The sequence below is a fragment of the Algibacter lectus genome, from assembly GCF_900112395.1.
Taxonomy (GTDB): Bacteria; Bacteroidota; Bacteroidia; order Flavobacteriales; family Flavobacteriaceae; genus Algibacter; species Algibacter lectus.
The window spans coordinates 340,535-366,946 of record NZ_FOLN01000003.1; the positions used below are offsets into that span (position 1 = coordinate 340,535).

The window sequence follows — 26,412 nt, forward strand, 5'->3', positions numbered from 1 at the left end:
TTATAGGCTAGCATTTTTCCAAGTCCAAGTAGAGATGTCTACTTGAGTTCCTGTGTTGTATGCGTCTGTTGTTGTTGCAGCAGCACCTTCGATAATTACGTTAGCTAATGGACCATCATCTTTCATGTCGATGTTAGTATCATATCCGCTTAAGTAAAGGTCTGTAATAGTTGCACCAGAAGTCTTTTTGAATTGTAAAGCAGTTCCTCCTACAGTAGAAATAGCAGTAACATTTACAAATTTAGGATTTCCGTTATCTTTATCACCTTCAAAAGCTGTAGAGAATCCTTCAACAGTATTAGAAATATATGTGTTTGTTACAGTTCCGTTCCATCCTTCAGTCCAATCAACAGCATCATCACTATTGTTTTCTAAGTAGATGTTAGTTACAGAAACAGTACCACCAAAGAACTCAATACCATCATCATCACCGTTAATTACAGAGATGTTTTCTAAAGTAGTTTCTGTACCCACAGCGTATAACGAAACACCATTGTATTGAGACTCCGAGTTAATTTGTGCTCCAGTTCCTTTAAGAACTAAATAAGTTACAGAACCAGAGTTATCAGCATCATTAGTTCCACCGTAAATAAATCCACCAACTTCGGCAGTTGCATCAACACCAGCAGTAGTTGTTGCATTACCACAAATTGTTAAACCTCCCCAATCTCCAGGACTTGCAGATGCAGAAGAAATAACAACAGGATTAGTAGCTGTACCTTGGATGTCTATTTGTCCACCTTGTAATACAGCGATGTAAACTCCTGTTCCGCCATCTCTAGCAGTAATTTTTGTTCCAGCAGGAATTGTTAATTTTCCACCATCTTGAACGATGTAAGAAGAGTTAAGTACGTAAGCTATAGAAGCATCTAAAGTTACATCACCAGTTACAGCACCTTGAAGTAAACTGCTTTCAAAAGAAATATCTGTATCAACCCAATCAAAATCAGAAAGATCAACAGTAGCTACTACAGAAGTATTTAATGCAAATGTGTAAACACTTTCGTCTACATCCGTAGTACTTGCATCATCTTCTACCATAGCAACAGGTGTATATCCGTCTGAGAAAATTACGTTTGAAGTTGCACCACCATCTTTCATGTCTAAATCAACATCATAACCAACTAAAGAAAGACCATCAATTGTACCTCCAGAAGTTTTCTTGAATTGTAATGCAGTACCACCAACAGTTGATACAGCTGTGATGTTATTAAATTGAGGGTTACCGTTATCTTTATCACCTTCAAAAACTGTAGAGAATCCTTCAACAGTATTAGAGATGTAAGCATTAGTAATGCTACCGTTCCAACCTTCAGTCCAGTCGATAGAATCATCACTGTTGTTCTCTAAGTATAAGTTACTTACTTCAACAGTTCCACCAAAGAACTCAACACCGTCATCATCACCATTAATAACGGCAATGTTATCTACTAATGTTCCAGATCCAACAGCGTAAAAAGAAACACCATTGTATTGAGATTCTGAGTTAATTTGAGCACCAGTACCAGAAATTTGTAAATATCTAATTATACCAGAACTATCAGAATCATCAGTACCACCATAAATAAATCCACCAACTTCAGCAGTAGCATCTACGCCAGCAGTAGTTGTTGCTTTACCACATAATGTTAATCCGCCCCAATCACCTGGGTTACCATCTGCAGAAGACATAATTACAGGGTTTCCAGCAGATCCGTTAATGTTTATTGTTCCTCCCATTAATGTTGCGATGTAAACATCTGTACCACCATTATCAGCAAGAATTTTTGTTCCAGCAGGGATATTTAATGTTGCACCATCGTCGATAATAAATTGCCCAGTTAAGCTATACGTTGTAGTTGAAGATAATGTGTAATCTTCAGTTAAGGTACCGTTTAAAATACCTGCGTCTAGGTTCTCCATAACTTCTGTTGTACCGCCAGTTATTGGTTCTGGATCGTCAGAATCACAACTCGTTAAAGTAATAGCACCAAAGGCCATTGAGATACTAAGTAGTTTTACAAATAAATTTTTCATTTTTATTTTCAATTTAAATTTTGGTTTATTGTGTATGTTTATTCTGCAAATTAAGTGGATTTATGTTGCTTACTGTTTAATTAAATATTAAGCATAAGTTACCTTTAACTCGCTAAATATGTACTTATGTTAAGCGAGTGTTAATAGTTAATTGTAACTTAAGATGAGTGTATAAACAAACAAACCTCAATACTATGTATTGAGGTTTGTTTTGGGATTTTAAACCTTTTAAGCGGTTTAAATATAGTCTTGATTATAATTAAAAATCGTATTTTAAACTTAAGTTTAATTGTGCGCCTTTTTTATAAGAAAGCACCACTTCGTCAGTTTCAACACCTGTATTAATATTTCTTACTAATTGTGTTTGTTGAATGTCTGGGTTTAGTAAGTTTCTACCAACTAATTTAATTTGTAACTTTTCAGTTAGCATTTTGCTTACAACAAAATCTAGAGTGAAAAATCCTTTTTCAATAATTTCATCATTATAAAGTACAGCACTATTACTAAAATCTTCTGGCGATCCTAAAGCGAATACTTTATCTGAAGAGTAGTTTCCGGTTAATGTAGCGTTAAACTCTTTTTCAGTTTTACTGTTATAGCTTAAAGAACTGTTTAAGATTAAGTCTGAAGCACCTTGTAAATCAGATTCTGTGATGCCTTTGTATTGAAAATCTTCTAATAAATCTTGATTAAACCACATTTTAGTAATGTTGGTGTTAAAATCTAAAAGGCTTTCTTCATCTTCATTTTTAAGAAGTTCAATTCTAGTTTCAAATTCAAAACCAAAAATATTAGCGTTATCTCCTGTGTTCGCATATTCAAATATACCTGAAGAACCTCTAGTTTGTGCTAAGTTAATTGGGTTTTTAATGTCTTTATAAAATGCTGTAGCAGAAATTAATTGTCCTTTTGAAGGGAAAAATTCATATTTGAAATCAACATTAAAAACATCCGATTTTTCTAAATCTGGATCACCTCTTGTTACACGACCTGTTGGCGATACATATTCGAAAGGTGCAAGTTCTTTAAACTCTGGTAAGGTTTGCGTTAAACTAGAAGCAAAACGAACGGAGTGCTTATCATTTAAAGTGTATTTTAAGTTTAAACTTGGGTATAATTTAGAATATTCTTTTTTAATAGAACCAACACGACCAACATAGTTAGCTACGTCCCAAAGTACGTTAATTTCATCACGCTCAAAACGTACACCACCATTACCAGATAATTTTTGTCCTAAGTGGAAATCTAAATTAGCATAACCAGCCATAGCGTTTAAATCGGCATCGTATCTATCGGCTTCTCTTTCTCTTAAAACTAAGCCGTTTTCGAAATTTTCTGTAGTAAATGTTTCAGAAAACTGATCTACAGACGGTACTTGAAAACCTCTTGCTCTAACGCCAATAAATAATGAGCTAAATACTCTGTCTTTTTGACGGAAGTTAGCTCCGAAGTTTAGTTTAAATGGGTGATTATCATCTTCATCTAACGTTCCAAAAGAAATGGCGTCGTTAATATAGGCATTGTATTCAGTATCTTCAATTTTTTGACTAGACTTTCTTTGTTGAAAATCTCCAACGTGAGCATATTGCACGGTGTTTTCATCTAAAATATTAGCTTCATTTCTAACTCTGTTAGGTTCTTGTGCTAACACATAGTTGTAACCAGCAGCCCAAGTTAGTTTGTTGTTTTCTTTAATTTGGTGAGAACCTTCAATTTGATTTACTAATAAAATAGTTTGTTTAAAGTTTTGGTCTCTTACAAAAGCACCATCTTCTTGTGGATCTTGATCAAAAACATAACCTTCACCATTTCTACCTTGCTCGTAAACATTATCGTTACTTGTATTAACAGATAAGCTACTAATTTTAAGCCTGTGGTCATCATTTAGTTTTAATCCTAAATTAACATAACCTGTTGTGTTTGTTTTAGTAGTAAACGATTCGGTGTCTGTAAATTCATTATCTAAGATGTTCGATCTGTAACTTCTAAAAAGACCTTCTTGGTATTCTGAAGATTTAGAGTGAGAACCCGCAACAAATACTTTAAGTTCTTTTCCAAATACTTCAAATTTTTGACCACCAGAAAGTGAAACGCCATAATTCCCAGTACTTTTTTGTTTAAGTGGATCCCAACTTTGTCTTGTAATTAAATCTACAAGTGCGTATTCTTTTTTATGAAACCCTAAAGTCGCATCTTCTGTGGCAACACTTCTTTTAAAACCGCCGTCTAAACCTAATACATTGGTGTTGTAACCAGAGCTTAAACTAACAGATGCTCCTTTTTTAGAATAGCCTTTTGAAGTAATATCAACATTACCCGAAGTTTGGTCTGCGTAGCTAGACGTAGAATATGTTTTGCTGATTCCAACATTTTCAATAATGTTAGTTGAAAACAAGTTAAGGTTAATGTTTTTGTTGTTTACATCATCAGAAGGTATTGGTAAACCGTTCATGGTTGTAGAAAGGTATCTATCTCCTAAACCTCTAATGTAAATATCTCCAGAACCTTCACTTTTAGAAACTCCTGCTATTTTAGTAGTTGCAACAGCGGCATCAGAAACACCAATTTTAGATAAACGTTCTGCTCCAATACTTTCTTTTATTACAACGGCTTTTTTCTGTTCTAATAAAAGCGCTGTTTCACTTGCTCTTCGGGTTGTAGTTGTGATAACAACCTCGTCTAAAGAGGCAGCACTTGCACTCATTACTACATCAAGTTTTAGTTCTTGTCCGGCAACTACAGTAACAGGTATTTCTTGAGTTTGGTACCCAACAAAACTTACTATTAATATATAGTCTTTGGCTTCTAGATTGTTTAAAGCGTAAGAACCATCGAAGTCCGATGTTGTACCTGTTGTTGTACCTTTAATAATTACATTGGCAAATGCTAAAGGTTCGTTGTTGTACTCTTTATCTGTTAGTTTTCCTACTATAGATCCTGTCTGAGCAAAAGAAAACGCAGTTATTAAAAGCGTAAGTACTAGTATTAATTTTTTCATTATTATAATCTATTTTTTTGTCGTTGCAAAGAAACCAACGGTTTAAAAACTAAACGTTACCTGCGGATTAAATAACTGTAATAAAAGTGTTAGATAAATGTTAATTGAAAAGCTGTATTCTTTAATATCGTTTACATTCAGTTAACATTAAAAAACATGTTTATAAAGAGAGGTGTAATATTCGTCGCGTTTGTTGATTTAGATTTATCCATAAAAAAAACAGCCTCCGTTAAACGAAGGCTGTTTTTTGAATATAGTGAATAAAACGGTTTTAGTTACTAGCAGTAGTAATTGTAGCCGTTTCATTTTTGTCCGAGCTTGCTAAGGTTAGCATTAAAGCATCTAAAGATAAAGTATTAGCTCCTAAAGATTCTTTAATTTGCGTGGTGTGGTTAGCGGCGACTTTAACTTCTATAGTTTTAGTTTCGTAACCTACAAAACTTAGTGATACGGTATATGTACCAGGGTTTAACCCTTTAAGTGTAAAATTACCTTCTTGATCTGATATTGTTTTATCTCCAGTTTCTTTAATAGATACATGAGCCATTTCTAGAGGTGTATTGTTAGCCTCTAAGTCTAGCACGTTACCTTTAATAGTTGCACCATCTTGAGCAAACATAATGGCCGATGATAAAAAAGCGAATATTAAAAAAATATGTTTCATTAATTTTTAGATAAAAATATTTTGCTCTGCAAAATAAAGGCATAAACGTAATTTTAAGGTTACGTAATTATTAAACAACAGTAATTAAAACGTTACCCTGATGTTAAGCGAATTTTTATTTATGTTTTAATAGGAAATGTTATCTTGCCTGCACATAAATTTTTACCATGAACTGGGAGCAATTACTATCCTTAAAGCGCTTTGGCGACACCAATAAACGTATTAGAAAAGAGCAAGACGAAACCCGTTTAGGCTTCGAGGTCGATTACGATCGTGTTATTTTTTCATCAGAATTTAGAAGTTTACAAGATAAAACTCAAGTCATTCCATTATCTGAAACCGATTTTGTACACACCAGATTAACCCACAGTTTAGAGGTTAGTGTTGTGGGTAGATCGCTTGGCCGTTTGGTTGGTAAAAAACTACTAGAAAAACACCCGCATTTACAAAGTTCATTGGGGTATCAAGCTAACGATTTTGGAGCCATTGTAGCCGCAGCAGCTTTAGCGCACGATATTGGTAATCCACCATTTGGACATTCAGGAGAAAAAGCAATAGGTGAATTTTTTATAACAGGAGCGGGAAAAAATTTCCGAAGCCAGTTGACAGATAAAGAATATCAAGATCTTTGCGATTTTGAAGGTAATGCTAACGGATTCAAAATTTTAACCGAAGATCGTGCAGGACGCCCTGGTGGATTAAGGTTGTGTTACGCCACACTAGGTGCTTTCATGAAATACCCAAAAGAGTCCTTGCCTAAAAAGCCAACAAAACATATAGCCGATAAAAAATACGGTTTTTTTCAAAGTGAAAAAGAAGCTTTTCAAGATGTTGCGAACGAACTTGGTTTAATAAAACGGAGTGAAAGCGATATTAGCTACTCACGCCACCCATTAGCATTTTTGGTAGAGGCCGCCGATGATATTTGCTACACCATAATCGATTTTGAAGATGGTATCAACCTTGGACTTATTCAAGAAGAATATGCGTTAGAATACCTTTCAAAAATTATTCGTCATAATATTAGACCCGAAAGTTATTATGCGCTTTCTACCAAAGAAGACCGTATAGGTTACCTACGTGCACTCTCTATTGGCTCGCTAATAAACGAAGCTGTAGATATTTTTATGGATAACGAAGAAGCTATTTTAAATGGCACTTTCGATACCGGATTGCTCGATAAAAGTCAATACGAAGCCCAAATAAACGATATTATAAAAATAAGTATCGATAACGTTTACCAATCTACCGAAGTCGTCGATAAAGAAATTGCAGGTTACGGCGTTATAAACACTCTGCTAAATACCTACGCCACAGCAGTAAACAACGGCTTTAACAACACGGCATCAAATTACGACAAACTTATACTAAAAAGCTTGCCAAAAAACATCAATACCACCAGCACAAGTCTATATAAGCGCCTATCTAGCGTGTGTTATTACGTGTCTTTGCTGTCCGATAGTAAAGCCATTTTAGAATACAAAAAAATAAAAGGAATCGGATTTTAAAACCATAGTTTGGGCGTTACCCAAGGGTCGGGCTTTCACTACTCGCTTTTTTGTGTTGCAATAGGTGCAACAACACAAAAAGAGCTCAAACAAGCCGTTCAATCCCTAACGCAAATTCGGCTAAACCTTAAAGTTTAGTCGTTAAAATATTATAAATTTATCTCATGAAAATTTTACACCTCGATACCAATCACGAATTATTAATTGAGCAATTAGCCCAAGCAGGCTTCACAAATCACGAAGATTATACTTCTACAAAACCTGAAATAGAAGCTAAAATTGGTGAATATGATGGTATTGTTTTGCGTAGCCGTTTCACCATCGATAAGCAATTTTTAGATGCAGCAACAAACCTTAAGTTTATAGGTAGAGTAGGTGCAGGCTTAGAAAATATAGATTGCGATTATGCCGAACAAAAAGGTGTGTATTTAGTTTCCGCACCCGAAGGAAACCGTAATGCCGTAGGCGAGCATAGTTTAGGTATGCTTTTATCATTGTTTAATAAACTAAACAAAGCCGATGCCGAAGTACGCGAAGGCAAATGGCTTCGCGAAGCCAATAGAGGTATCGAGCTCGACGGAAAAACGGTTGGTTTAATAGGTTACGGAAACATGGGTAAGGCCTTTGCTAAAAAGCTTAGAGGTTTCGATGTAGAGGTGTTATGCTACGATATAAAAGCCAATGTAGGCGATGTAAACGCAAAACAAGTAACATTAGCCGAGTTTCAAGAAAAAGTAGATGTAATAAGCTTGCATACACCACAAACGCCACTAACGGTAAACATGATAAATGCTGAGTTTATCAATGCTGTTAAAAAACCATTCTGGCTAATAAATACAGCACGCGGAAAAAGTGTAGTGACTACCGATTTAATGAACGCTTTAAAATCTGAAAAAATTCTAGGTGCCGGACTCGATGTTTTAGAATACGAAAAAGCATCTTTCGAGAATTTATTTACAAGTAGCATGCCCGAAGCTTTTCAATATTTAATAGATTCGGAAAACGTGCTCTTAACACCGCATGTTGCTGGCTGGACTATAGAAAGTAAAGAAAAACTAGCACAAACTATAGTAGATAAGGTTCTAGCTAAATTTTGTTAACTTTATGTTTTCAAAATAAAAAGTATGCCAACTAAAGCTACAACCGTTACTGATTACTTAAATGCGTTACCCGAAGATCGGAAAGTAGCCGTAAATAAGTTGCGCGAGCAAATACTAGATAATTTACCAAAAGGCGTTGTAGAGCACATAAGTTACGGCATGTTGGGGTATGTAATTCCGCATACGGTTTATCCTAGCGGTTATCATTGTGATAATAAATTACCCCTGCCATTCATGAATTTGGCAAATCAGAAAAACTTTATAGCCGTATATAGTATGTTACTTTACGCCAAGCCCGATCTTATGGATTGGTTTGTTACCGAGTATTCAAAACGCTGTAAGTATAAACTCGATATGGGTAAAAGCTGTGTGCGTTTCAAAAAAATGGAGGATATTCCATTTGAGCTAATTGGTGAGTTAACAGCAAAAGTTACGGTCCAAGAGTGGATTGAAATTTACGAGAATTCAATAAAAAAATAATAATGCTTTCTTCCTAAGAAAAAAAATAAGGCTATGAAAAGAGTAACAGGGATAGGTGGTTTGTTTTTTAAAACAAAAGATCCAAAAGCAACAAAAAATTGGTACAAAAAACATTTAGGTTTTAATACCGACGATTATGGTAGCACGTTTTGGTGGAAAGATAAAGAAGGTAAAGATTGTTCTACACAATGGAGTCCGTTTTCCGAAGACACAAAATACTACGAGCCTTCTAAAAAAGATTTTATGTTTAATTATCGTGTAGAAAATTTACATGAGTTACTTAAAGTTTTAAAAGAAGAAGGCGTTACCATTGTTGGTGAAGTTGAAGAATACGAGTACGGAAAGTTCGGCTGGATTTTAGATAACGATGGTAATAAAATTGAGCTTTGGGAGCCTAACGATAGTGCTTTTTTGTAAATTACCAGCGCAATAATACAACTTCAATTTAATTGACTTACCTCGAAATTATTCAGGATTATAGTTTATCTACATTACAATGGTTAGCCATTGGTTTTGCTGTGTTTTTACTTGGGATGTCTAAATCTGGAATAAAAGGCATCGGCATTATTATTGTGGTTATGTTAGCCTTTGTTTTTGGCGAAAAAGCATCGACTGGTGTTTTGTTGCCCATGCTTATTTGTGCCGATATTTTTGCTGTAATTTATTATAATCGGCATGCACAATGGGATATTATTAAAAAGCTAATTCCATGGATGATTGTTGGTGTGCTAGTTGGTGTATGGGTTGGTAACGATATTTCCGAATTGGTTTTTAAACGGCTTATGGCTATCATTATAATAGGTTCGGTTTTAGTCATGATTTATACCGAGCGTAAAAAATCAGATACTATTCCTACCAATAAATGGTTTTCTAAAACAGCAGGGTTTTTAGCGGGTTTCACAACTATGATCGGAAATTTGGCCGGACCGGTTTCAAATATTTATTTTCTTGCCATGCGTTTTCCAAAAAACGAATTTATTGGCACAGCTGCTTGGTTGTTTTTTATAATTAATGTGTTTAAACTCCCTTTTCATATTTTTGTTTGGGGTACGGTAACAAAACAGACCTTAGTTTTAAATTTTACTTTAATTCCAGTTGTGATTATAGGTTTTTTTACAGGTGCTTATTTAGTAAAACGCATATCAAATGTTAATTATCGTAATTTTATTCTTACATCTACTGCTATTGGCGGGCTTATAATGTTATTTCGTTAGGTTTTAATAGTTTTGTAGAATATTTTTTTTATTACCTTTAACATCTAATAAATTTTAACTTATAACAATGTCAGACGAAAAAAATTTAGGCGACGATCTTAACGATATGTTAGGCGATGCTAAAGATGGTGCAAAAAAAGCAGCTGGTGAAGCTAAGCAATCAGCTTCAGAATTCTCAAAAGGCGCAAGCGAAGTGCTAGACGCAGAAAATAAAAAATTAGTTGCAGGTGTTGTAGCTATTTTAATTGGTAGTTTAGGAATCCATAAATTTATTTTAGGATATACTAAAGAAGGTATTATTCAAATAGTAGCTACTTTTGTTACTTGTGGTATAGCAGGTATTATTCCATTTATAGAAGGAATCATCTATTTAACTAAATCTGATGAAGAATTTTATAATACATATCAAGTTGGAAAGAAAGGTTGGTTCTAACCCTCAATTTTTTCAAGATATAAAAAAAGCTGAAACCTTATGGTTTCAGCTTTTTTCATTTTATGTAACTAAGAATAAGTGTTAAGATTCAGTATTTGTGTTTCCTGTAAACTTACGTTCTAATTCTGCTTGAAACTCTTCCATTACTGGGCGAACTGTACTTTCTGGTAAGTCGGCTATTTTAATATACATTAAGCCGTCTACGGCGTTATTAAATAGCGGGTCTACGTTAAATGCTACTAAGCGAGCATTTTGTTTTATGTACTTTTTAAGTAATACAGGCAGGCGCAATGCACCTGGTTCTATTTCGTCAATAAGCTTATCGAATTTATTTAAATCTGCTTCCGTTTCATCGAAAACAAAATCTTTATCGGCATCTTTCAGCTTCACTTTAAATTCCTTTTTAGGGTGTACGTATTGCGCAATATAAGGATCATAGTAATGCGATTTCATAAACTCAATCATTAACGATTTTGAGAAATTAGAAAACTGATTACTTATACTCACCCCACCAATTAGAAATTTATGCTCTGGGAAACGCAAGGTAATATGTACTATACCTTTCCAAAGTAAAAATAAAGGCATTGGTTTTTGTTGGTATTCTTTAATAATGAAAGCCCGACCCATTTCTATAGATTGGCTCATCATTTTATACAGTTCAGGCTCGAATCTAAATAAATCTTGAAGGTAGAAGCCGTCTATGCCATATTTTTCAAATATTTGAGAGCCTAAGCCCATACGGTAAGCGCCAGCAAGTATGTTGCGCTCGCGATCCCATAAAAACATGTGGTGATAATATTGATCAAAGGCATCTAAATCTATAGCTTCATTAGTGCCTTCTCCAACTTCACGGAAAGTGATTTCGCGTAAGCGGCCAATTTCACGTAATATGTTTGGTGCATCTTTAGCTTGAGCTAAAAACACCTCGTAATTTTTACTTTCTAGAAGTCTAGAGTCGCTTGCTCTAAGCGCTTCAACTTCTTTTTTCATAATAACAGCGTCTACCGGTGTTACAATGTTTTTAGGTGGTTTGGGGTTTTTTAATGTAGATGAAATGCTATCTAGTATTTTCGATTTCTTTTCAAAAGCATTAGCCAACATGTATGTTTTCTTTCTTAAAAAATTAGAAAAATCATCTAAGGAAACATGTTCTTTTTGGTCGGCAACCGAAATAGGTTTCCCGATTCTTACTTTTATAATTCGTCGTTTTTGACTTAAAACCTCCGATGGAAGTTTAGCTGTTCTAAAGGTGTCGCTAATTTTAGAAAGCCTGTAAAATAACTTACTGTTTTTAGCATGAAAGTATATTGGTACCACCGGTACTTCGGCACGTTTTATTAATTTTAGTGCAGATTCTTCCCAAGGTTTATCGATTACTAATTTCCCGTCTCTGTAAGTTGAAACTTCTCCGGCAGGAAACAAACCTAGCGGATGCCCGGCGCGTAAGTGTAGAATAGAGTTTTTAAAACCAGCAATGCTCGATTTGGCATCTTTTCTCCCTTCAAAAGGGTTTACTGGCATAATATAAGGTTGCATAGGTTGTATGCGGTGTAGCAAGAAATTAGCTATTATTTTAAAATCGTCGCGCTGTTCTAGCATTAATTTTAAAAGTAAAACACCATCGATACCACCGAGTGGATGGTTTGAAACCGTGATATAAGCACCATCTTTAGGTAGACGTTTTAAATCTTCCTCTGGTATTTCGAATTTAATTTGAAATTCTTCTAAAATTTTATCTAAAAACTCGATGCCTTCGAGGTGATTATTACGCTTATAAAACTTATCTATGGTTGATATTTTAAGCACTTTCATAAGGAGCCAGCCAATAAAAGTGCCAATAAAACCATATTTATCTAGTTTTATCGCTTTAGCTACTTCTTTTGGGGTAACTAAGCCTATGTTCGTTGAGTTGGTCATGGCTGTAAATGTACTAAAATATACGTTTTAATTAAACAGTAACTATTTGCACGGTTTCTGGGGTTAACTGTTTTAATAACACGGTTTTGTCTGTTTCAATTTTATTAATTGCCAAATCGTTATAATGGCGAATGGTGTAAAGCGAGGCGTTTTGGTGACAAACAACCTTAAATTTTGATTTTAAATGATGTAATAATGAATCGAGATTGTTGTAATTATTTTCGATACAAACAGAAAAACTTATAGCTGAATTTTGAATAACATCGACCTTCATCTTGTATTGATGTAAAAGGCTGAATATTTCGCTAATGTTTTCTTCAACAATATATGAAAAATCTAAGGATGAAAGTGAAATTAAAACCTGATTCTTCTTCACAATAAAACACGGAATCATGGGGTCTAAAGTGGTGTTTTTACCAATTTTAGTACCGTTAGCTTCCGGATTTAAAAATGATTTTACATACAGCGAAATTTCTTTGCCTTGTAGAGGTTGTAAGGTTTTTGGGTGAATGACTGATGCACCGTAAAAAGCCAATTCTATAGCTTCGCGATACGATATATTGTTTAATAGTTGAGCGTTTTCAAAGTAACGCGGATCGGCATTTAAAACACCCGGAACATCTTTCCAAATGGTTACACTTTCTGCATTTAAGCAATAGGCGTAAATAGCTGCAGTATAGTCACTGCCTTCTCTGCCCAATGTTGTGGTGAAATTATTGGCATCGCTACCTAGAAAACCTTGTGTAATGTTTAAAACAGACCGATTAAATGTGCTCGAAATTAATTGCTGTGTGGCGCTCCAGTTTACGTTGGCTCTGCGGTAATAGTTGTCGGTTTTTATATGTGTGCGAACATCAATCCAATTATTAGCGATGTTTATTTGATTTAAATATTCGCTAATTATAGTTGTTGAAACAAGTTCGCCAAAACCTATAACTTGGTCGTAAACAAAACTGTAGTCGGGCGATTTATTACTAGTTAAAAACTGGTTGAGTTCACTAAAAAAAGTATTCACTTTTTTAAAAACTATATGGTCTTCATTTGGGAATAAATCTAGTATAATTTCATTATGAAACTTTTTAATTTCTTGTATGGCACTTTGTAATTCTGACTTGTTTTCAAAGTAATTTTTAATAACAAGTTCTAGAGCATTGGTGGTTTTGCCCATAGCGGAAACAACTATTAGCGTGTTTTTATAACCTACTTTTTGTAAAACAGATGCTATGTTTTTTACACCATTTGCATCTTTTACCGAGGCTCCACCAAATTTATAGACTTGCATGTTTACTTGTTTTATTTAAAGGATTTTAGATATTCAATTTTTCAATATACGTTTTTATGCCTGCTTCATCTAATTGAACTACATCCCAATCTCGCATTACATTTGCGCCTTTTTTCTCATAGAAAGCAATAGCTGGTTCGTTCCAGTCAATAACTTCCCAGTTTATACGTTTAACGCCTTTATTGTGTCCGTATTTTACAACCTCGTCTAAAAGTGCTGTGCCCATACCCGAACCTCTCATTTTCTGACTTACAATTAAATCTTCTAAATGAATTATTTTACCTTTCCATGTAGAGTAGCGGTTGTAAACCAGTGCAATGCCTTCTACTTTTTTATCCGCTTCAGCAACAAAACAATGAAAAGCGGGTTGGGTTCCAAAGCCATCATTTTCTAAGTCTGCTAAGGTAACTTCAACCGCATCGGGTTCTTTTTCGAAAACAGCTAACTCGTTGATTAGATGGAGAACTTGTGGCATATCCTCTTTTTTGGCGTTTCTTATTGTAAAATCCATAATGAAAATTAAATTTTTTCAAATATACTTTAAAGTTAAATATGTTTGGGTACATAACTTTAACGAAAACGTTGTAGTTTCTTATTTTTTATAGATATTTGCACAAACAAAACAAAACACTTTTATGTCTCACAAAAAACAAACTTTAGGAGAGTTTATTATTGAAAATCAGTCGTCGTTTAAATATTCCTCGGGCGAATTGTCTAGCCTTTTGAATTCTATTCGATTAGCGGCAAAAGTTGTAAACCATGAAGTAAACAAAGCCGGATTGGTGGATATTATTGGTGCTGCCGGTGATACTAATATTCAGGGCGAAGATCAACAAAAACTAGATGTTTATGCAAACGATAAGTTTATACAAACGCTAACTAAAAGAAATATTGTTTGTGGGATTGCAAGTGAAGAAGAAGATGATTTTATTGCGATAAATAGTCAAGATGAAAACCATCAAAATAAGTATATTGTTTTAATTGATCCTTTAGATGGTTCGTCTAACATTGATGTTAATGTTTCTGTAGGAACAATTTTTTCTATTTATAGACGTGTTACGCCAGTAGGAACACCTGTAACTTTAGACGATTTTTTACAAAAAGGAAGCGAACAAGTAGCAGCTGGTTATGTGGTTTATGGTACATCGACTATGCTAGTTTACACAACAGGAGATGGTGTTAATGGTTTTACTTTAAACCCAGCGATTGGATCGTTCTACTTATCGCATCCTGATATGCAATTTCCAGAAGATGGAACTATTTATTCTGTAAACGAAGGAAACTATATTCACTTTCCTCAAGGTGTGAAAAATTATATTAAATATTGTCAACAAGAAGAAGGAGATAGACCTTATACTTCTCGATATATTGGATCTTTGGTGTCGGATTTTCATAGAAATATGATAAAAGGTGGTATTTATCTTTACCCACAAAGTTCTAAAAACCCTGATGGGAAATTACGTTTACTTTATGAATGTAACCCGATGGCATTTTTAGCTGAACAAGCTAATGGTTTTGCGAGTGATGGGTTTACTAGGACAATGGATGTAGATCCAACGGAGCTTCACCAGCGCGTGCCATTTATTTGTGGAAGTAAGAATATGGTATTAAAGTGTGAAGAGTTTATGAAGAACGCTAAATAATAGTTAATAATTTTATAATGAAAAATGCGAGCCTTTTGGTTCGCATTTTTTTTGTTCAATAAATTAGGTTAAAAACAAATCTGTTTTATTTAATTGTTTTAGGCTTTTCTAGTACATAACCAATAATATCACTTCGGTAATTCAGAAAACTATGCCAGGGACCTGCTAGCCAAAGTAGCACTTTATAGCCTTCACCAGTTATAATAATTGGACGGATGTTTTTATGCTTCGAATCATAGGTGATTTGCTCCCATTTAATTTTTGAAGTTTCATCTTTGTTTTTCACCTTTCCAAAATAAATTTCATGTTTTTTATTTTTGACCTTACCCGTATTAGGGTCTACGGCAGAAGAAATAAATACATTTTTTGGATTATCATTATCTAGAGCCATTAAACCAGAATAACTACTTTGACCTGGGTATAAGCCAGGGCCAGCATATGCAATTTCTCTATCTATCCATTTTTTGCCATTCCAATTAGCCAAACGAAAACGAATATCGTTTTCTTTTACATACAGTGTATACCCAATAAAAGGTCTTTCTTTTTTATCTTTTCCTAAATCACATGTCCAAGCCGCATTAGGTACACTTCCAGAGTCTTTGGATTTTTCTTTGGTTTCACTACCAGTATATATTTTATCTGCTTCAGATGTTTTTAATGGACCTTCCGATAAATCTTTAATCTTCTTTCCATTAGCATTATAAAAAGAGGTCCCATCAAAATCAGCATAATAAATGCTATTACCATAATTTGCTGGGTGAGCATCAGTAAAGGAAACACCTATTAAATCCTTGTTTTTCTGCATATATCGTACATAAGGTCTATTCCTTCCTGGGACTTCATCTTCAATAAAATGTGTACGGTTTCCCCAAGTATCACCTTCATTAGTGGAGGTAATGAAAGTAGGATTTCGATTGTGTCCATCTCTAAAAAAATTATAAAGCAACTTTTTCTTTTTGATGGAATATAAATTCATGTAAGTAACACCCATCCATCTGTTGCCTTCAGGAATTTCAAAACCATGATCAAAAACCTGCTTTTCTCCCCATTTTAAATAGTTATTAGGCTCAGAAATACTGTAGTAATGATACTGTTCATGACCGTGTTTTGCCCATACAGCAACTAAACTTCCGTCAGGTCTAACATGAAAAACGGGTGAGTTATGGTCATCAATTTCAAAGTTTTTATCTAAAATGCTAACTCCAAGGTTTTTATTTGTTTTTAAGTCAAAAACTCCAACACGTATATCTCCACTTACACCACTAATAGCTCCTATAATCAATTTTCCGTTATGAATTATTGCTCTAGGAGATTCATACCAACACCATCCACCGTCTTTCATGAATGTTTTAATCTCTTCATCCATTTTAGGATATGCACTTTGTGAGTTACTTACTAATTGTGTAAGTAATAATAAAGCTAATAATATTAATCTGTTTTTCATTTTTTTTAATTCTAAAATTTTGAACTCATCATTATATCAGTATGGTATTCCTTTTCATTTATTTTCTGTCCAGACATCCAGAATAAAGCATGGTTTTGTCCGTCAGTTATAATTGGGTGAAACTGATTGTGGACCGGGTTAAAAGTTAATTGTTTCCATTGCCAAATTTTATTTATTTTTTCACCACTAAAAAGTTGGTATAAACCATTTGGCAGCGGCTGTTTAGTTTTAGGATGAAAGGCACTTGATATTATTACTTCCTGTTTATTTGGATGTAATGTTATACTTCCCTTTATATTGTTGTCACTTTTTTTATCATTTGAAAAAGAGCATAATAATTCTTTTTTCCATTTGTTCTGTTTTAAACTTGCTAGGTAATAATTATGTTTATTTCCCTCAATCGATGTATATGCTACTTGAATGTTTTTCTTTTGTTTTTTTACAGTAAAGAGTGTGTAGTTATTTGAAAGTAAGTTAATTAGCGAAATATCATTGTTCTCAAAACAATTTCGCCAATTTTGTAAACAATCAGCATTTTTATTAATAGTATTTGATTCTTTTAAGCTTTTCTTTTCCATTGGCTTCCATATTGGTAAATAAATATTTTGAGACAATAACGTATAGTTGTTTTTAGCTTTTGCATAAGTCACCTGTATAGTATCTTTGTGCAAAGGAAATATAGAAGGGGTAAATTCTGGAAAACCATTTTCTTTAGAAAATAACTTTAGTTCTTTACGAGCATATGCACTTACATTTGGATGTTTATTAAAATTAAAAGCTGTTAAAGCTCCAGTGCCATCGTGTTTAATATATGATGTGAAAAAACAATTACGATGTGTAATAACTGAATTCTTATTATATGTAGGCCAAAACCCGTCCCGTACTACTACGCGAGGAATAAAAGTATTGTCTATAAGTAGATTCATTTCAGACATTGCGTTGATTTTCAGTATTTCGGTACCTGCTAGTATAAATGCTCCTGCAGCATAATCAACATTATCATGTGGTCGGACTTCATGAGGTGATCCTGCTACGATTTGACTATAACCTAGTTTTCCATATGGGGTTACACAAGACATTAGTCCCGTCCAACCTTTTAAAACTGTAGATATAAAATATTCTTTAGGTAGCCATCCTTCTTTTATGCCTTTGGTCATACCGTATATATAAAAGGCAGACCCGCTTGTTTCTTTAGTTGTTATCCATTCAGGGTCGTTTAAGCTTGAACGCCAAAGACCGTCTTCCATTTGGTATTTTGCTAGGCTATACGCCATGTCTTGAAACAACTTAATATATTTTTCTTTTATTGGGTCGTTATCAGGTAAATATTCAATTAAGCGAGCTAAACCAGCAAATACCCATCCATTACCACGGGCCCAATATATTTTTTTGCCATTGGGAGTACGATCCTTTTCTGTTTTTATTTTATCGTTTCTATGGAATAGTTTTTGATCCGGAGCATAAAGAAAATCAACAGAATCCCAATATAAACGATGTAGCATTTCGTAATAACGCTTATCTCCAGTTGCTTTTCCTAGACGAGCATATACCGGTGGTGCCATGTATAAAGCATCACACCAACTCCAAGTATTACGGCCTGTTAAAGGAAGATTCGTTTTTTGATTACTATTTTTTTCTCCTGGAAAGATTTCTTTTCGGTTGAAGTATACAGAAATTTTTTCATGTAAGGTTTTAAAAATCTTAGGGTCTTTTTTTACAAAATAAATGTCTAAGTAGGTTTGAGCAGGACAAACATCATCTGCGTTTATGGGTCTGTGGATATCCCATTCCGATTTTTCTCCCCAGGCATAGGCCTTATCTAAATACCAATTATCACCTGTTACGTTGTAAGCTGCAACGAACGATGAGAAAAATGTTCCGGCTAACCAGTTTTTTGTTGGAATATCTTCTCCATATTTTTCTATTTGATATTCTGCAACTTTTCTAATAGTGCTTTTTATATTGTTTTCTTCATAAGTATGTGCATCTATGACTGAAAATGGAATAGTGCTAATTGAAGGGTATTTATGATAGCTTGTTTGAGCACTTACAGCTGTATAGATAGTTATATAAATAATAAAAATGCTGAAGTGTTTCATTTATATGAGTATTGAATTTTAGAATTGATGTAAATTTAACTTATAGTAATCGTATAAGTTTTATGTTGATGTTGTTTTACGCTTGTTTTTACGGTAAAAAGTTCTCGTGAACCCTTTTTTATAGGTGGTTTAGTGTTTTTTGTTTGTGTGAGATATTTTAGCTTATTTGGTTGGTCTTTGATATTTACTACCTTTGATTTAATTAAATACGATTTAATTTAGAGTTAAAAAGGCACATGTTCAACCAAAGTGAAATAATTAATGCTTTAACTAAAGTATTAGAAAGTAAAACATTTAGTAAATCTACGACCACTAATGTTTTGCTGAAGCTCTTAGTTGAATCTACGATGGAAGGACATACAATAACTGCTTATACAGTAGGTCTTGAATTATTTGGAAAAAGATATGATCCTAAAAAAAGTGATGTAAATATAAGAGTAAATATATCTCACCTTAGAAAACGTTTAAAACGTTATTATGAAGAAGAAGGAGTATATGATCCTATTGTTATTTCAATTAAACCAGGGCAATACAATACTACTTTTTCTGCTAGAGAGGAAAAGAAAAATAATAGTCGTAAAAGAAAAAAGATTATAGGGTTTATTTTTTCGTTTGTAGTTTTTACTGCTGTTGCCTTTTTTTTATTAAAACCAAGCAATAAAGTCTGGAAACCTATGTTTGATAATGGGTTTGAGACAACACTTTATTTAGGAGATGTATTTGGGTATTCAGGCTCTACTATTTTTAACAATACTGGTTGGCACAGAGATTCTAAAATTAATTCGGTTGAAGCTTTTTTAGAACATACTAAAAAGAACCCAGAGCGGTTTGAATCTCTTATACCTAGTGAATTTAGTTATATTGTTTTTGAGAACGCATTTAACATAAAGCCATTTACTCAATTTTTCACTAAGAACAATTATGATTTCTCTATAAGACCTATCTCTAATTTTAAAACAAGATCTATTAAGGATCGCAATACCATTTATGCAGGGCCTCTTTTTACACAAAGCTCATTTAATGAATTATTCAATGATTTTTCGTACAACATTAGTTTAGAAGTGAAAAAAGAAGAATCTAACCACTATTCATTTAATTATACGAATGAAGAAGGGGAAAATAAAATAATAAAGATAAACTCTAGAGATAGTGAGGGGGAATATGCGATAGCTTCAGGTTTTAATGGTCCAAATAATAGTAGGCATTATATCTTTTTCTCTAACCACGGTATGGGTTTAACATCAGTGATTGAATATTTTACAGATATAGATTCTGTTCAAGAGTTTTCAGACGCCTATTTAAGTACGTCTAATGAATTCATAGCTATATTCTTTGTTAAAGGAAAAGACCGTACTAGTATGTCTATGGAACTAGTTTTTTTTGATGATAATAAATAGTAATACGAAAATAGAATTAAGGAACTCTAAGTCCTTGATTTCGTGATTTCATGAAGAAGATGAATGATATTTATAGCAGTATAAAAATCATGCATGCTAAGGCATAAAAAATGCGAGCTCTAAGGCTCGCATTTTTAATACACTATATTATTATTATTATTATTATTATTATCAATATTACATAGCTACTAAATCTCCAGTAATATCTTTAGAAGGTAAGTTAGATTTGCCCATTAAATAAATATCTACTTGTCTTGCAGCCTCACGACCTTCAGAAATAGCCCAAACAATTAAAGATTGCCCACGGCGCATATCTCCAGCAGCAAATACTTTTGGCACATTGGTTTGGTATTTACCGTATTCTGCTTTGTAGTTAGAACGGGCATCTTTTTTAATACCTAATTTATCTGCTAATGTACTTTCTGGCCCTGTAAAACCTAAAGCTAATAACGCTAAATCACAAGGCCAAGTTTTTTCGGTACCTGCAATTTCAATAAGTTGTGGACGCTCACCAGGAACCATTTTCCATTCAACATTTACTGTTTTTAAAGCTGTTAGTTTGCCGCTTTCGTCTTTTATGAATTCTTTGGTGTTGATTAACCAGTTACGCTCAACGCCTTCCTCGTGAGAAGAAGATGTTTTTAACTGCAGTGGCCAAAATGGCCAAGGCGTTGTAGGCGAACGGTGTCCTGGTGGTTTCGGCATAATTTCAAAGTTAACTACCGATTTTGCGCCATGACGGTTAGATGTTCCAACACAATCCGACCCGGTATCACCACCACCAATAACAATGACGTTTTTGTCGGTTGCTAATACTTGGTCTTTTACTTCTTTACCTAGCACCACTTTAGTTTGTTGTGTTAAGAAATCCATAGCTTGTACTACGCCATCTGCATCTGCACCAGGTGTTGGTAAACCTCTTCTCTCGGTTGCTCCACCACATAATACTATAGAATCAAAAGCTTTTAAATCTTTAACATCGTAGTTTACACCAACGTTTACATTGGTTTTAAATGTGATACCTTCAGCTTCTAATATTTTTACACGACGATCGATAATTCCTTTTTCCATTTTGAAATTAGGAATTCCGTAGCGTAATAATCCACCAACTTCATCGTCACGTTCAAAAACAGTAACGGTGTGTCCAGCTCTATTTAATTGTTGAGCTGCAGCTAAACCAGCAGGGCCAGAGCCTACAACGGCTACAGTTTTTCCTGTTCTAGTTTTTGGTGGTTGTGGTTTAATCCAGCCTTCTTTAAAAGCACGCTCTACAATATTTTTTTCAATATTCTCGATAGAAACGGGATCTTCAATAATACCTAATACACACGATTTTTCACATGGAGCAGGACATAAACGACCTGTAAACTCCGGGAAATTGTTAGTAGAGTGTAATAGCCAAGAGGCTTTTTGCCACTCACCTTGGTGTACCATATGGTTAAAATCTGGTATTAAATTACCAAGTGGGCAACCACTATGGCAAAAAGGAATACCACAATCCATACAGCGAGAACCTTGTTTGGTAATCTCTTCTTCTTTTAACGGAACGGTAAATTCTTTATAATCCTTAACACGATCTGCTACGGGCGTGTAAGTTTCATCTTGTCTTTCAAATTCTTTAAATCCTGTTACTTTTCCCATTTCCTATCCTATTGTTAATTCTTCTACCATTGGTTCTTCAGTTGCTAAGCGTATTAAAGCGCTTTTGTATTCTGTTGGCATAACGCGAACAAAATTCTTTAAGCTTGTATCCCAATCTTCTAGTAATCGTTTACCTAATTTACTGTCGGTATATGTTACATGTTTTTGAATTGTTGCTTTTAAATCTTCTGCATCGTTTCCTGTAATATCTTCAAACTCGATGGTTTCAGTATTACAAAGTCCGTTTACAAATTTGTTTTCTGGATCGTAAACATAAGCAATACCACCACTCATACCAGCTGCAAAGTTTCTTCCTGTAGATCCAAGAACAACAACTTTACCACCTGTCATGTATTCACAACAGTGATCACCTACACCTTCTACAACTGTAGTTGCTCCAGAGTTTCTTACTGCAAAACGTTCTCCAGCAATACCGTTAATGTATGCTTCACCTTGTACGGCTCCAAATAAACACACGTTACCAACTATAATGTTATTTTCGGCTAGGAAGTCTGCTTTAGCAGGTTTCTTTACAATTAATTTAGCTCCAGATAAACCTTTACCTAAGTAATCGTTGGTATTTCCGTCGACCATAAATGTTAAACCGTGTGCGCCAAAAGCTCCAAAGCTTTGTCCGGCAGAACCTGTAAACTTAATGTTTAAAGTGTCTTCTGGTAAACCAAGGTGTCCGTAAATTTTAGAAATTTCGTTACTTACAATGGCTCCAACAGAGCGGTCTGTGTTTTTTATTGGGTATGATAAGTTCATTTTTTCTTTTCTGTAAAGTGCGCGATGCGAATCTTTAAGAATTCTGAAATCAATAACATTATCTAAATTATGATCTTGTTGCTCGGTGTTTTTAACAGACATTGACTTGTATGCCTCTGGTCTGTGTAAAATAGCCGATAAATCTAAACCTTTTGCTTTGTAGTGGTTTATAGCTTTGTTTGAATTGATTTTGTGCGTTTGCCCAACCATTTCTCCTAAAGTTCTAAAACCTAATTGCGCCATAATACCTCTTAATTCTTCTGCGATATAGTAGAAGAAGTTAATAACGTGTTCTGGTGTGCCTTTAAAGTTTTTACGCAACTCTTTATCTTGAGTTGCGATACCAACAGGGCATGTATTTAAATGACATTTACGCATCATGATACATCCAGATGCTACTAATGGTGCAGTTGCAAATCCAAATTCTTCAGCTCCTAATAAAGCTGCAATTGCAACATCACGACCTGTTTTTAATTGGCCATCACATTCTACAACAATACGGCTTCTAAGGTTGTTTAAAACTAATGTTTGTTGTGCTTCGGCTAAACCAAGTTCCCAAGGTAAACCAGCGTGTTTTAAAGAGGTAAGAGGAGATGCTCCTGTTCCTCCATCATAACCAGAAATAAGAACTACATCTGCTTTTGCTTTAGAAACACCAGCTGCAATAGTACCTACACCAACTTCTGAAACTAATTTTACATTAATTCTAGCTTCACGGTTTGCATTTTTTAAATCGTAGATAAGCTGCGCTAAATCTTCAATAGAATAAATATCGTGATGTGGTGGTGGTGAAATTAAACCAACAAAAGGTGTTGAGTTTCTTGTTTCAGCAATCCAAGGCAATACTTTATGTCCTGGTAACTGTCCACCTTCTCCAGGTTTTGCACCTTGAGCCATCTTTATTTGAATCTCCTTCGCACTTGTTAAATAATGAGAAGTTACTCCAAAACGACCAGAAGCTACTTGCTTAATAGCAGAGTTTCTACTGTCGCCATTACTATCTTTTTGGAAACGTCTACGATCTTCTCCACCTTCACCAGAATTAGATTTACCTCCAATACGGTTCATGGCAATGGCTAAGTTTTCGTGTGCTTCACGAGAAATAGACCCATAAGACATAGCACCTGTTTTGAATCGTTTAACGATTTCAGTCCATGGTTCTACTTCATCTAAAGGAATTGGATCTAAGTTGTCGAATTCAAACAAACCACGAATGGTCATTAAATTTTCCGACTGTTCGTTTATTGCCTTTGCGTAAACATCATAACTAGCCTGGTCGCTTAAACGAACGGCTTGTTGAAGTTTAGCAACTGTTGTTGGGTTGAATAAGTGACGTTCGCCATTTCTTCTCCAACGGTAATCGCCACCAATATTTAAACCTAAGTTTTTATCAATAGTATTATCTGGGTAGGCTTGTTTATAGCGCTCGTTAATTTCTTTTTCAATTTCATATAAACCAATACCTTCAATTCTAGAAGCGGTGTATGGGAAATATTTTTCAACAAATTGAGAGTTGAAACCAACAATTTCGAAAATTTGAGAACCTCTATATGAGTGTAATGTTGAGATTCCAATTTTGTTCATTACTTTTAAAATACCTTTTCCAATCGCTTTGTTGAAGTTGTCAACTGCTTTTTGCTCGTCCATATCAGTAATGAAGCCTTCTTTAACTTGCATTCTAATAATTTCGTTTACCATATATGGATTTACAGCAGATGCGCCATAACCAAATAAAGTAGCAAAATGGTGTGGTTCACGTGGTTCTGCAGATTCGATAATAATATCGAAGTAAGAGCGCTTACGTAAACGGTTTAATTGGTGGTTTATGTAAGAACAAGCTAGTAAACAAGGTATTGGAGCAAACTCTTGATTAACACCTCTGTCCGAAAGAATAATGATGTTTGTTTTGCGGTCTAATGCCTTTTCAACTTGTACTACAATAGCCTCCAAAGCATCTTCTAGACCGTTAAGACCTTGTGCTTTTGGATATAAAATTTGAATAGTTTCAGCTTTAAAAGCTTCTATTGAAATGTTTCTTATCTTTTCTAAATCGGCGTTAGAAATTACCGGATTTTGAATTCTTAATTTTCTACATTGTCTATCTGTAATGCTGAAAATGTTTCTGTCCTTTCCAAGATTTAAACTAATGTCTGTTACAATCTCTTCACGAATACCATCTAAAGGAGGGTTTGTTACTTGCGCGAATAATTGCTTAAAGTAGTTTGAAATAAGTTGAGGTCTATCCGATAAAACCGCTAATGGTGTATCGATACCCATAGAGCCTAAAGCTTCTTTTCCAACAATTGCCATTGGTGTAATAACTTCTTGAATATCTTCAAACGTATAGTTAAATAAACGTTGTCTTGTTTTGATATCAATAGTTTCTATTGGGCAAGTTTCGTTGTTGTAAGGAACATCTTTTAAATGTAAGCGTGTTTTGTCTAACCATTCTTTATATGGTCTTTCTGAAACAATTTTACTTTTTATTTCTTCATCTTCGATAATACGGCCTTTGTTCATATCTACCAAGAACATTTTTCCTGGCTCTAAACGTCCGTGTCTTTCAACATCTTCAGGGGCAATATCAACCACACCAATTTCTGATGACATGATTAATTTACCGCTTTTAGTTACGGTATATCGAGATGGTCTTAAACCATTTCTGTCTAATAAAGCCCCAACATAATCACCGTCTGTAAAAGGTACAGATGCCGGACCATCCCAAGGTTCCATGATACAAGCGTTATATTCGTAAAAAGCTTTACGCTCTTCAGACATGGTAGCGTGTTTCTCCCATGCTTCAGGAATCATCATCATCATGATTTCTGGTAACGATCGTCCTGTGTGTGTTAATAATTCAACCACCATATCCATAGAAGCCGAATCGGATTTTCCTGGAAGGATAATTGGGAATAATTTATCTATTTGCGGTCCGAAAACATCAGATTTCATGATTTCTTCACGAACACGCATTCTACTTACATTTCCACGAAGGGTGTTAATTTCACCATTCTGGCACATGTATCTAAACGGTTGTGCTAACTCCCAAGTTGGCATAGTATTCGTTGAGAAACGTTGGTGAACTAGCGCTAAACGAGTTACTAAATCTATTTGTTGTAAATCTGTATAGTATGGTCCAATATCTTCAGGCATAATAATACCTTTATATATTAACGTGCTAGTAGAGAAACTTGGTACGTAGAAGTAGTTGCTTTCAGAGATTTTAGACTGGCTAATAGTATGCTCTGTTATCTTTCTAGCAGCATATAATTTAGCTCTAAAATCAGCATCTGTAATATCTTCTGTTTTGCCAACAAATAACTGCTCAATATTAGGTTCGGATGCTAAGGCAATAGGTCCTAATTGAGATGAGTCTACAGGGACTTCTCGCCATCCTAAAATAGAAAGTCCTTGAGTTTTTATTTCGTTTTCGAAAGTGGTTTTACAAAAATTATATTGGTTGGCCACCTTTGGTAAAAATACCATGCCAACGGCATATTCTCTTTGTTCTGGAATATTGAAATCGCATACGCGTTTAAAATAGTCGTGTGGAATATCAATTAGTAAACCAGCACCATCACCAGTTTTTCCGTCGGCACTAACGCCACCGCGGTGTTCTAATTTTACTAGAATTTCTAACGCGTCGTGAATGATTTGATTTGTTTTTTCTCCTTTAAGATTACAAATAAAACCAGCGCCACAGTTTTCGTGTTCAAATTCCGGTAAATAGAGTCCTTGTTTCTTCAGCATAATCGTTTAAAAACTTGAGTTGAATTGTAAAGATATGTACTCCTATTTAATATACCAT

The 26,412-nt window shown here is 34.4% G+C and carries 18 protein-coding genes; 8 read left to right on the top strand and 10 right to left on the bottom strand.

The window, feature by feature from the left end; translation table 11 throughout:
* The 3 genes from BM246_RS07260 to BM246_RS07270 all read right to left on the bottom strand — a co-directional run bounded on the left by BM246_RS07260 (position 1) and on the right by BM246_RS07270 (position 5,678).
* On the bottom strand, positions 1-2,016 hold the full coding sequence (locus BM246_RS07260; RefSeq protein WP_074937159.1) for a hypothetical protein: 2,016 nt from the start codon (positions 2,014-2,016) through the stop codon (positions 1-3).
* 259 nt (positions 2,017-2,275) lie between these two features.
* Positions 2,276-5,014, bottom strand: coding sequence for a TonB-dependent receptor (locus BM246_RS07265; RefSeq protein ID WP_042502457.1), 2,739 nt, complete (start codon positions 5,012-5,014; stop codon positions 2,276-2,278).
* Positions 5,015-5,285: 271 nt separating this feature from the next.
* Positions 5,286-5,678, bottom strand: coding sequence for a carboxypeptidase-like regulatory domain-containing protein (locus BM246_RS07270; RefSeq protein ID WP_074936822.1), 393 nt, complete (start codon positions 5,676-5,678; stop codon positions 5,286-5,288).
* Between the two features lie 167 nt (positions 5,679-5,845).
* Here BM246_RS07270 and dgt point away from each other — a divergent pair, with 167 nt between their 5' ends.
* From dgt to BM246_RS07300, 6 genes are all read left to right on the top strand, one after another.
* Entirely contained in the window at positions 5,846-7,186 is a 1,341-nt protein-coding gene (gene dgt, locus BM246_RS07275; RefSeq protein WP_074936824.1) for a dGTP triphosphohydrolase, read from the top strand.
* Between the two features lie 164 nt (positions 7,187-7,350).
* Entirely contained in the window at positions 7,351-8,286 is a 936-nt protein-coding gene (locus BM246_RS07280) for a 2-hydroxyacid dehydrogenase (protein WP_074936826.1), read from the top strand.
* A 24-nt stretch (positions 8,287-8,310) separates the two neighbouring features.
* Positions 8,311-8,766: a DUF1801 domain-containing protein gene (locus BM246_RS07285; RefSeq protein WP_042502461.1), complete on the top strand. Its 456-nt coding sequence runs from the start codon at positions 8,311-8,313 to the stop codon at positions 8,764-8,766.
* A 33-nt stretch (positions 8,767-8,799) separates the two neighbouring features.
* Positions 8,800-9,183: a VOC family protein gene (locus tag BM246_RS07290; protein WP_042502462.1), complete on the top strand. Its 384-nt coding sequence runs from the start codon at positions 8,800-8,802 to the stop codon at positions 9,181-9,183.
* Positions 9,184-9,215: 32 nt separating this feature from the next.
* Positions 9,216-9,980 carry a sulfite exporter TauE/SafE family protein gene (locus BM246_RS07295; RefSeq protein WP_083415729.1) on the top strand — a complete coding sequence of 255 codons (765 nt, stop codon included), beginning with the start codon at positions 9,216-9,218 and terminating at the stop codon, positions 9,978-9,980.
* A 67-nt stretch (positions 9,981-10,047) separates the two neighbouring features.
* Positions 10,048-10,413 carry a TM2 domain-containing protein gene (locus BM246_RS07300; protein WP_081958594.1) on the top strand — a complete coding sequence of 122 codons (366 nt, stop codon included), beginning with the start codon at positions 10,048-10,050 and terminating at the stop codon, positions 10,411-10,413.
* Positions 10,414-10,494: 81 nt separating this feature from the next.
* Here BM246_RS07300 and BM246_RS07305 read toward each other — a convergent pair whose 3' ends face one another.
* From BM246_RS07305 to BM246_RS07315, 3 genes are read right to left on the bottom strand one after another with little or no spacing between them, the layout of a single operon-like run.
* On the bottom strand, positions 10,495-12,330 hold the full coding sequence (locus BM246_RS07305) for a GNAT family N-acyltransferase (protein WP_074936828.1): 1,836 nt from the start codon (positions 12,328-12,330) through the stop codon (positions 10,495-10,497).
* A 31-nt stretch (positions 12,331-12,361) separates the two neighbouring features.
* Positions 12,362-13,612: an aspartate kinase gene (locus BM246_RS07310; protein WP_074936830.1), complete on the bottom strand. Its 1,251-nt coding sequence runs from the start codon at positions 13,610-13,612 to the stop codon at positions 12,362-12,364.
* Positions 13,613-13,637: 25 nt separating this feature from the next.
* Positions 13,638-14,123, bottom strand: coding sequence for a GNAT family N-acetyltransferase (locus BM246_RS07315; protein WP_042502467.1), 486 nt, complete (start codon positions 14,121-14,123; stop codon positions 13,638-13,640).
* 124 nt (positions 14,124-14,247) lie between these two features.
* Here BM246_RS07315 and fbp point away from each other — a divergent pair, with 124 nt between their 5' ends.
* The gene (gene fbp, locus BM246_RS07320) at positions 14,248-15,255 is read left to right on the top strand and encodes a class 1 fructose-bisphosphatase (RefSeq protein ID WP_074936831.1); all 1,008 of its coding nucleotides are present in this window, start codon (positions 14,248-14,250) and stop codon (positions 15,253-15,255) included.
* An 85-nt stretch (positions 15,256-15,340) separates the two neighbouring features.
* Here fbp and BM246_RS07325 read toward each other — a convergent pair whose 3' ends face one another.
* Positions 15,341-16,699, bottom strand: a complete 1,359-nt coding sequence (locus BM246_RS07325) for a BNR-4 repeat-containing protein (RefSeq protein ID WP_083415730.1) — start codon at positions 16,697-16,699, stop codon at positions 15,341-15,343.
* An 11-nt stretch (positions 16,700-16,710) separates the two neighbouring features.
* Complete coding sequence (locus tag BM246_RS07330; protein ID WP_074936833.1) at positions 16,711-18,798, bottom strand: glycoside hydrolase family 88/105 protein; 2,088 nt, start codon at positions 18,796-18,798, stop codon at positions 16,711-16,713.
* 236 nt (positions 18,799-19,034) lie between these two features.
* Here BM246_RS07330 and BM246_RS07335 point away from each other — a divergent pair, with 236 nt between their 5' ends.
* Entirely contained in the window at positions 19,035-20,195 is a 1,161-nt protein-coding gene (locus BM246_RS07335) for a hypothetical protein (RefSeq protein ID WP_074936835.1), read from the top strand.
* 177 nt (positions 20,196-20,372) lie between these two features.
* Here BM246_RS07335 and BM246_RS07340 read toward each other — a convergent pair whose 3' ends face one another.
* Entirely contained in the window at positions 20,373-21,836 is a 1,464-nt protein-coding gene (locus BM246_RS07340; protein WP_074936837.1) for a glutamate synthase subunit beta, read from the bottom strand.
* Between the two features lie 3 nt (positions 21,837-21,839).
* On the bottom strand, positions 21,840-26,354 hold the full coding sequence (gltB, locus tag BM246_RS07345; RefSeq protein ID WP_231961830.1) for a glutamate synthase large subunit: 4,515 nt from the start codon (positions 26,352-26,354) through the stop codon (positions 21,840-21,842).
* Positions 26,355-26,412 lie beyond the last annotated feature (58 nt).

Bases quoted from the DNA above. Each gene is read 5' to 3' on its own strand.
- BM246_RS07325 (WP_083415730.1), bottom strand. From the start codon at position 16,699: ATGAAAAACAGATTAATATTATTAGCTTTATTATTACTTACACAATTA.
- BM246_RS07260 (WP_074937159.1), bottom strand. From the start codon at position 2,016: ATGAAAAATTTATTTGTAAAACTACTTAGTATCTCAATGGCCTTTGGT.
- BM246_RS07330 (WP_074936833.1), bottom strand. From the start codon at position 18,798: ATGAAACACTTCAGCATTTTTATTATTTATATAACTATCTATACAGCT.
- BM246_RS07305 (WP_074936828.1), bottom strand. From the start codon at position 12,330: ATGACCAACTCAACGAACATAGGCTTAGTTACCCCAAAAGAAGTAGCT.
- BM246_RS07265 (WP_042502457.1), bottom strand. From the start codon at position 5,014: ATGAAAAAATTAATACTAGTACTTACGCTTTTAATAACTGCGTTTTCT.
- dgt (WP_074936824.1), top strand. From the start codon at position 5,846: ATGAACTGGGAGCAATTACTATCCTTAAAGCGCTTTGGCGACACCAAT.
- BM246_RS07310 (WP_074936830.1), bottom strand. From the start codon at position 13,612: ATGCAAGTCTATAAATTTGGTGGAGCCTCGGTAAAAGATGCAAATGGT.
- gltB (WP_231961830.1), bottom strand. From the start codon at position 26,354: ATGCTGAAGAAACAAGGACTCTATTTACCGGAATTTGAACACGAAAAC.
- fbp (WP_074936831.1), top strand. From the start codon at position 14,248: ATGTCTCACAAAAAACAAACTTTAGGAGAGTTTATTATTGAAAATCAG.
- BM246_RS07335 (WP_074936835.1), top strand. From the start codon at position 19,035: ATGTTCAACCAAAGTGAAATAATTAATGCTTTAACTAAAGTATTAGAA.
- BM246_RS07340 (WP_074936837.1), bottom strand. From the start codon at position 21,836: ATGGGAAAAGTAACAGGATTTAAAGAATTTGAAAGACAAGATGAAACT.
- BM246_RS07270 (WP_074936822.1), bottom strand. From the start codon at position 5,678: ATGAAACATATTTTTTTAATATTCGCTTTTTTATCATCGGCCATTATG.
- BM246_RS07300 (WP_081958594.1), top strand. From the start codon at position 10,048: ATGTCAGACGAAAAAAATTTAGGCGACGATCTTAACGATATGTTAGGC.
- BM246_RS07290 (WP_042502462.1), top strand. From the start codon at position 8,800: ATGAAAAGAGTAACAGGGATAGGTGGTTTGTTTTTTAAAACAAAAGAT.
- BM246_RS07280 (WP_074936826.1), top strand. From the start codon at position 7,351: ATGAAAATTTTACACCTCGATACCAATCACGAATTATTAATTGAGCAA.
- BM246_RS07315 (WP_042502467.1), bottom strand. From the start codon at position 14,123: ATGGATTTTACAATAAGAAACGCCAAAAAAGAGGATATGCCACAAGTT.
- BM246_RS07285 (WP_042502461.1), top strand. From the start codon at position 8,311: ATGCCAACTAAAGCTACAACCGTTACTGATTACTTAAATGCGTTACCC.